At 74.4% G+C, this 6,000-nt stretch carries 6 protein-coding genes and 1 pseudogene; 1 reads left to right on the top strand and 6 read right to left on the bottom strand.

Annotation, left to right across the window (positions count from 1 at the left end; translation table 11 throughout):
• Window positions 1-96, top strand: a pseudogene (locus ABT299_RS43500) (hypothetical protein); the annotation flags it as partial.
• On the opposite strand, the gene ABT299_RS43495 reads toward ABT299_RS43500, so the two are convergent.
• The 6 genes from ABT299_RS43495 to ABT299_RS43470 form a co-directional block, all read right to left on the bottom strand.
• Window positions 56-1,132, bottom strand: coding sequence for an FAD-binding protein (locus ABT299_RS43495; protein ID WP_500254361.1), 1,077 nt, complete (start codon window positions 1,130-1,132; stop codon window positions 56-58). The pseudogene ABT299_RS43500 and the gene ABT299_RS43495 overlap by 41 nt on opposite strands.
• Window positions 1,129-2,085 (bottom strand): ABC transporter substrate-binding protein, encoded by a 957-nt coding sequence (locus tag ABT299_RS43490; protein ID WP_500254360.1) that lies wholly within the window; start codon window positions 2,083-2,085, stop codon window positions 1,129-1,131. The genes ABT299_RS43495 and ABT299_RS43490 overlap by 4 nt, the downstream gene beginning before the upstream one ends.
• 69 nt (window positions 2,086-2,154) lie before the next feature.
• Window positions 2,155-2,499 carry a 4Fe-4S binding protein gene (locus ABT299_RS43485; RefSeq protein WP_190866808.1) on the bottom strand — a complete coding sequence of 115 codons (345 nt, stop codon included), beginning with the start codon at window positions 2,497-2,499 and terminating at the stop codon, window positions 2,155-2,157.
• Window positions 2,496-4,070, bottom strand: coding sequence for an FAD-dependent oxidoreductase (locus ABT299_RS43480; RefSeq protein ID WP_500254359.1), 1,575 nt, complete (start codon window positions 4,068-4,070; stop codon window positions 2,496-2,498). The genes ABT299_RS43485 and ABT299_RS43480 overlap by 4 nt, the downstream gene beginning before the upstream one ends.
• The gene (locus ABT299_RS43475) at window positions 4,067-4,798 is read right to left on the bottom strand and encodes an ABC transporter ATP-binding protein (protein ID WP_190866804.1); all 732 of its coding nucleotides are present in this window, start codon (window positions 4,796-4,798) and stop codon (window positions 4,067-4,069) included. The genes ABT299_RS43480 and ABT299_RS43475 overlap by 4 nt, the downstream gene beginning before the upstream one ends.
• Window positions 4,795-5,643 (bottom strand): ABC transporter permease, encoded by an 849-nt coding sequence (locus ABT299_RS43470; protein WP_500254358.1) that lies wholly within the window; start codon window positions 5,641-5,643, stop codon window positions 4,795-4,797. Before ABT299_RS43470 ends, ABT299_RS43475 begins: the two co-directional genes overlap by 4 nt.
• Between the last annotated feature and the right edge of the window lie 357 nt (window positions 5,644-6,000).

The raw sequence follows: 6,000 nt of genomic DNA, 5'->3' as shown, positions 1-6,000 counted from the left end.
GGCAACATCGGCCCGGAGGCGGCGCTGCCGGTCATGGAGGGCAAGGCGGCGCTGTTCAAGCGGTTCGCCGGGATCGACGCGTGGCCGATCTGCCTTCCCGAGTCGCGACGTCCCCGGCGGCGTAGAGGCCGGGGACCGCGGTCGCGCAGTCGTCGCCGGTGATCCGCAGGCCGCCCGTTCCCCGGACGGTGCCCTCCAGCACCATCCGCACCTCGTAGCGGTCGCGGAACGGGTCGATGCCGGCCTTGTCCAGCGGCAGGAAGTAGTTCGGCTGCGCGGCCCGCATCGCCCCGCGCAGCTCCGCGGGCGCCCGGTCCAGCCGCGCGAACACCTTCCGGCCGGCGGCAAGCAGCTCGGCGACGCGGGTCCTCGCGCCGAGCGGGTCCGGGACGTCGATCCGGTCGCCGTCCTCGGTGGAGTACGTCGCGAACTGCATCATCAGGCCCTTGGTGTGCGCGCCGTGCGCCGGGGACAGCGCGTACGCGGCGGAGAACTCCATGCCCGACAGCTCCGCGCCGAGCTCGGCGGCCATCAGGTGGCCGTCGCCGGTGTCGACGTTGGTCCCGAACGCCCCGGACAGGAACGCGCAGCCGCCGGTCGCGAGGACCACCGCGCCCGCGCGGACGGTCCACGCCTCCCCGCCCTTCTGGCGGGCGAGGCCCGACGCGCCCGACGCGGTGCCCGAGCCGTCCACGAGCAGGCGCAGCGCCGGATGGTGGTCGAGGATCGTCACACCCGACCTGTGCACGCGGCGCCGCATCCGCTTCATGTACTCCGGCCCCTGGAGGCTGCCGCGCCGTTCCACCCCGTCGTCGTCGACGGCGAACGGGTAGCCGAACGCGGCGAGGTCGCCGACGCGCCGGTACGTCTCGTCGACGACGCGGGCCATCCAGCGGCGGTCGGCGAGCCGGGCGCTCTGCTCGAACCGCTCGTCGACGGCGCGCTCGCGCGCGGCCTGGTCAGGCGGGACGTACCAGAGGTTGTTGCCGCCGGACGCGGTCGGCCCGCTGGTGCCGCAGTAGCCCTTGTCGGCGAGGACGACGCGCGCTCCCTCGCCGGCCGCGGCGAGGGCCGCCCACGCCCCGGCGGGGCCGCCGCCGAGGACGAGGACGTCGGCGTCCAGCTCGATCACGCCTTCGCTCCGGGGGCGAGCCAGGAGTCGAGCGTGTAGTCCTTCTTGACGAGGTTCTGCCGCACGAGGAAGGTCTTGGTGCCGTCGAGCAGCTTCAGCCCGTCCGCGGGGAACGGCTCGTCGGGCAGCTGGTCCTTCAGCGTCGTCTTGAGCGTGACCTGCGGCGCGTACCCGCCGGTCTTGGCGACGTACGCGGTGTAGCCCGCCCAGTTCGCCTTGGCGACCTGCGAGGCCTTGGTCTCGGCCTGCTGCCACACCTTGACGATGTCCTTGTGCCCGGACAGGTACTTCTCCGTCACGACCGTGACGGACGTGCCGAGCAGGTCGGGGTGGTCGCGGGAGGCGACGTCGATCGACCTGTAGCCCTTCGCCTCCTCGGCGGCCTGGTCGGCGGAGACCAGGCCGCCCGCGTCGATCGACCCCTTCTCCAGCGCCGCGATGATCGCGGGTGTGTACATGTGGATGATCTGCTTCGGCTTCACCCCCGCCTGCTGCAGCGCGCCGAGCAGGTAGCGGTGGATGTAGGAACCGGTCTGCACTCCGATCACCTTGCCTTGCAGGTCCTTGAGGGACGTCGGCCCGCCGTCCTTCTTGGCGACGATGGCGGCGTCCAGCCGGACCGAGTTGAGCGACAGCAGCCGGGTCGGCAGGCCCTGGCCGCGCCCGACCAGCGCGGGCGTGTCGCCGTACATGCCGATGTCGAGGGAGCCGCCCGCGAGCGCCTGGTTCAGGTCCGGGCCGTTCTGGAACGTCGCGACCTTGATCCTGGTGACGCCGGCGGCCTTCAGCGCGGGCAGCAGCTCGCCGCGCTCGTCGAGGAACCCGACGGCGCGGGTCAGCTTGTTGCCGACGGCCGATCCGATCACTCCGACGCGGAGCGTCCCGGAGCCGCCGGCGGCCGCGGACGAACCGCACGCCGCCGCGGCGAGGACGAGCAGGACGGCGGCCAGCATCCGGGGAATTCTCACGGTGATGCCTTTCGGGGGTTCGCAGGGTTCTGCGTGGTCTCGGGGAGGGTGGTGTCAGGAGGTGAGGGGGGCGCCCGCGCGGTCCAGCGAGGGCCCCACCGCGAGCCGGGCGCCGGGGGTCCGCCCCCGCCCCCAGCCGATCTGCTCGCGGTAGCTGCCGAGGAGCCCGCCCGCGGCGAGCGCCGCCTCGTCCGGCGGCTCGGGCAGCGGATGCGAGCGCGGGTCGACGAACAGCGCGTCCACCGGGCAGTACGCCTCGCACATGAAGCAGGTCTGGCAGTCGGACCGCCGGGCGAGCACCGGGACGCCGTCCGCGCCGCGGTCGAACACGTTGGTGGGGCAGACCTCGACGCACTTGTCGCAGGCGATGCACCGGTCCCGCGAGACGACCTCGATCACGACGCCACCGCCAAGGCGCCGGTCTCCGGCCGCGTCCACACCTCGTCGAGGCCGCCGGTGACGAGCCGGTGACGCTGGGCCGGGTCCTGCTCGGGCAGGTCCAGCCGCTTGTGCATGCCGCGCGTCTCGGTCCGGGCGAGCGCGGCGGTGTACATCCAGCGGGCGTGCGCGGCCATCGCGGCGGCCGACCGCGCGCGGACGATCCCGGCGCCGTCCTCGCGGAGCGTGCCGCGCAGCTCGCGCCACGTCCCGTCGAGGGACGCCAGCGCGGCGGCGAGGCGGTCGCCGCGGCGCAGGAGGTTCTTGTCGTAGGGCAGCACCTCCGCCTGGACGGCCGCGACATGCTCGGCGTGGCCGGGGGCCGAGGGGCCGGACGGCCGCACGCCCGCCTCGCCCAGCGCCCGGACGGGACGCGCGGCCGCCCGTCCGCCCAGCCCGGCGGCGTGGCGCGCGGCGCCCAGCCCGGCCCAGGTGCCGGACGACATCGCCCACGCCGCGTTGTGGCTGCCGCCGCCGGTGAAGCCGCCGCAGATCAGCTCCCGGGTGGCGGCGTCGCCGGCCGCGAACAGGCCCGGCACCGTCGTCGAGCAGTCGGCGCCGGTGATGCGGATGCCGCCGGTGCCGCGGACCGTCCCCTCCGCCAGCAGCGTCACCGGGAACAGGTCGGTGAACGGGTCGATGCCCTGCCGGTCGAACGGCAGGAAGAAGTTCGCCTGCGCGAGCCGCATCGCCCGCTGCTCCTCGGGGGTGGCCCGGTCGATGCGGCACAGGACGGGCTCGCTGAGCAGGGTCCGGGCGATGACGGAGCGGCCGCGCCGGCTGCCCGCGCCTTCCAGGACGCTGCCGTCCGCGCGGTAGAAGGTGGCGAACGAGTAGAACGCCGTTTTGGTCACGGAGGTGAACGCCGGGGCGATCGCGTAGGCGTTGGAGAACTCCATGCCGGACAGCTCCGCGCCCGCCTCCGCCGCGAACAGCGCGCCGTCCCCGGTGTCGACGTCGCAGCCGAGGGCCCTGCTCAGGAACGCGCACCCGCCGGTCGCGAGCACGACCGCGCCGGCCCGGACGCGGAACGGCCGGTCGTCCCGCAGGTGGTACCCGGCGGCGCCCGCGACGGCCCCGGACCCGTCCGCCAGCAGCTCGGTGACCGGGCTGTGGTCGAGGACCCGGACCCCGGCGCGGCGGACCCGCACGCGCATGCGGCGCATGTACTCCGGGCCCTGCAGGCCGCGCCGGATCTGCCGGCCCTGCTCGTCCACGGGGAACGGGTACTTCGAGACCTCGGCCAGCTCGTTCATGTTCGCGTACGTCTGGTCGAGGACGCGGGCCATCCACGCCCGGTCGGCGAGATGGCCGCCGAGGCCCTCCCGGCTCGCCATCGCGGCCTCCCGCGCCCGCGGGTCGGGCTCGACGTACCAGACCCCGGTGCCGGCGGACGCCGTCGCGCCGCTCGTCCCGAGGTACCCCTTGTCGGCGAGGACGACGCTCGCGCCGGCCTCCGCGGCCTTGACGGCGGCCCAGGCGCCGGCGGGGCCGCCGCCCGCGACGAGGACGTCGGCGGTCAGTTCGTTCATCGGGTCTCCTTGGCGGTGGCGACGGCCCGTACCCCGAGCCCGTCGAGCAGGTCGCGCCGCAGCGCGATGAATTCCGGGTCGTCCAGGGACCGCGGCCTCGGCAGGCCGACGGTGTACTCGCGCGCGATCCGGCCGCCGGCGAGCAGCAGCGCGCGGTCGGCGAGCAGCAGCGCCTCCTCCACGTCGTGGGTGACGAGCAGGACGGCGGGCCGGTGCTCGGCCCACAGGTCGGCGACGAGCGCCTGCGCGTTCAGCCTGGTCAGCGCGTCCAGCGCGCCGAAGGGCTCGTCGAGCAGCAGCAGGTCGGGCGTCCGGACGAGGGCGCGGGCCAGCGCGACGCGCTGCGACTCGCCGCCGGACAGGGTGAGCGGCCACGCGTCGGCGCGCGCCGCGAGCCCGACCTCGGCCAGCGCGGCCTCGGCCCGTGCGCGCAGGTCCCGGCCGCGCAGGCCGAGCACGACGTTGGACCACACCCGGCTCCACGGGAGCAGCCGGTGCTCCTGGTAGACGACGGCGCGCGCGCCGGGGACGTCGACCTCGCCGCCGCCGTGGCCGTCCAGCCCGGCGAGGGCGCGCAGCAGCGTGCTCTTGCCGGACCCGCTCGCGCCGAGCAGCGCCACGAACTCGCCGGGCGCGATGTCGAGGTCGACGCCGTCCAGGACGGTCCGGTCGCCGAACACGCGCCTGAGGCCGCGGACGCGGACCCCGTCGCGCAGGGCGGCGGTCATCGCGCCACCAGTCCCTTGCGCCAGGCCAGCGCGCGCCGCTCGATGAGCCGGACCAGCAGGTCCGTCGACACGCCGAGCAGCGCGTACAGCACGAGGACAACGAAGACCGTGTCCATCTGCATGAACTGAGTGGCCTGGTTGATGAGGAACCCGATGCCGCTGGCGGTCGCCGACTGCTCAACGACGACGAGCGTCAGCCACGCGACGCCGAGCGACAGCCGCAGCCCGACGAGGATCTGCGGGAGCGCGCCGGGCAGCACGACCTTCCGGACGAGCCCGAGCCGGCCGAGGCCGCAGGTCCGCGCCGACTCCACGAGCCGCTCGTCCACCCCGCGGATGCCGTGGAACACGTTGATGTAGAGGGGGAACACGACGCCGACCGCGATGAGGCCGACCTTGGACGTCTCGCCGATCCCGAACCAGATGATGAACAGCGGCACGAGCGCCAGGTGCGGCAGCATCCGGACGGCCTGGACGGGCGCGTCGATGACGTCCTCGCTGATCCGGAACAGCCCGGACAGCAGGCCGAGCACGAGGCCGAGCGGCAGCCCGATCGCGAGGCCCTTCAGCACCCGCAGCAGCGAGACGCCGAGGTTGGTGAACAGCTCGCCCGACGAGGCCATCTCCCAGCCGCGCGCGGCGACGTCGCTGACCGGCGGCGTCGTGCTGCCGAGCCAGCCCGCGCGGGCGCCGGCCTCCCAGAGGACGAGGACGGCGACGAGCCCGCCGGCCTTGCGGGCGCGGCGCAGCAGCGACAGCGCTAAGGCGCCGGAGCGCCCCGCGGCCGTGGGCGCGGCGGGTCCGGGTAGGGCGGAGCGGGGCGGATCTAGCAGGTCGGTGGACACGCGGCACCTCCGGAACAGGGGGACGGTCGGAAGGCAGGCAGGCAGGCAGGAGGGAGGGAGTGATCCGGCGCCGGCGACACTGCCGGGCGGAGGAGAGAGAGGAGAGGCGGCCGATCTCGGGCCGTGGATGTGCGGATCAGCGGTTCAACAGGACGCGCTGCACACGCGGAGGAGGTCGATGTGGCGCCTCGCCACCAGTACCTCCGTCGCGTTCATGTCCCCAAGGATGCACACGGAACCGGCGCTTGTGAAGCCCGCCGAAAGCCCGCTCTACCTGCACGGACGCCCCGTCCGACCAGAAAAACCCATAAAACATACCGATTTACCAGGGAATATGCCGGGCGGCGCCCGCGCCCT

It is taken from the genome of Spirillospora sp. NPDC000708 (assembly GCF_040299565.1).
Classification (GTDB): domain Bacteria; phylum Actinomycetota; class Actinomycetes; order Streptosporangiales; family Streptosporangiaceae; genus Spirillospora.
This window is presented reverse-complemented; position numbering and strand designations above follow the sequence as displayed.

Bases quoted from the DNA above. Each gene is read 5' to 3' on its own strand.
- ABT299_RS43490 (WP_500254360.1), bottom strand. From the start codon at position 2,085: ATGCTGGCCGCCGTCCTGCTCGTCCTCGCCGCGGCGGCGTGCGGTTCG.
- ABT299_RS43480 (WP_500254359.1), bottom strand. From the start codon at position 4,070: ATGAACGAACTGACCGCCGACGTCCTCGTCGCGGGCGGCGGCCCCGCC.
- ABT299_RS43475 (WP_190866804.1), bottom strand. From the start codon at position 4,798: ATGACCGCCGCCCTGCGCGACGGGGTCCGCGTCCGCGGCCTCAGGCGC.